Annotated in this window: 1 pseudogene; it reads right to left on the bottom strand. The window is 34.6% G+C overall.

Features of this window, described 5'->3' with window-relative positions:
- Positions 1–540: 540 nt before the first annotated feature.
- A pseudogene (locus GQR55_RS19395) lies at positions 541–682 on the bottom strand (IS4 family transposase); the annotation flags it as partial.

Raw genomic sequence — 682 nt, forward strand, 5'->3', positions numbered from 1 at the left:
AGCATGATCATTTTATCGCATTAAATAGCTCACTCACTGTGCTATTTCAACCTGCATAAATCTTTGAGCAATTTAACGAACTAAATTGCAACTATAACGTCGTTAAAAGTTTTTATTTAGAACAACTAGATACAAAAATTCGCCTAGCTCTAGTGTGATTTTCTTATCGTTAAATAGCCCCGTATATAAGCAGGCTGGTATTAAACGTTATTTATATACTACTGTGTGAGTGCAAAAGGTGAAGAAATGCAGAGAGCATTTAGCGATAACAATTGTATGTCATAATTTCCCGTTCAATTTAATTACTCACTAGAGTAATTACGTAGTGGGCGCTGTTATTAAATATAGTTTGTTTAAATCGGAAATATTTAACGCAGCAGGGGGTAGATTTAATTGAAATCTATATAGCACCTTTAATGGGTGGGTCATTTCATTAAATTGCAGGTATGTTTTTAATATAAGTGTTGGTATTTGAGGAGGTTGCAAGCTTCAAACTTATTAAAAGTGTAAAAGCGACCCATATAGGCTAACACCATTCAGTTAAGCATGTTTTGACTTAATGGTGTACCGAGTTTTTGAAATTCGAACGGTCCTACTTCTGGGCCGTTTTCTTTTTTCTGGAAGAATATAACGTTTCACTCGTTCTCGCATTGCCCTTAATTTCTTTGGAATTGAACCTGGC

It is taken from the genome of Pseudoalteromonas sp. Z1A8, from assembly GCF_011378855.1.
Taxonomy (GTDB): domain Bacteria; phylum Pseudomonadota; class Gammaproteobacteria; order Enterobacterales; family Alteromonadaceae; genus Pseudoalteromonas.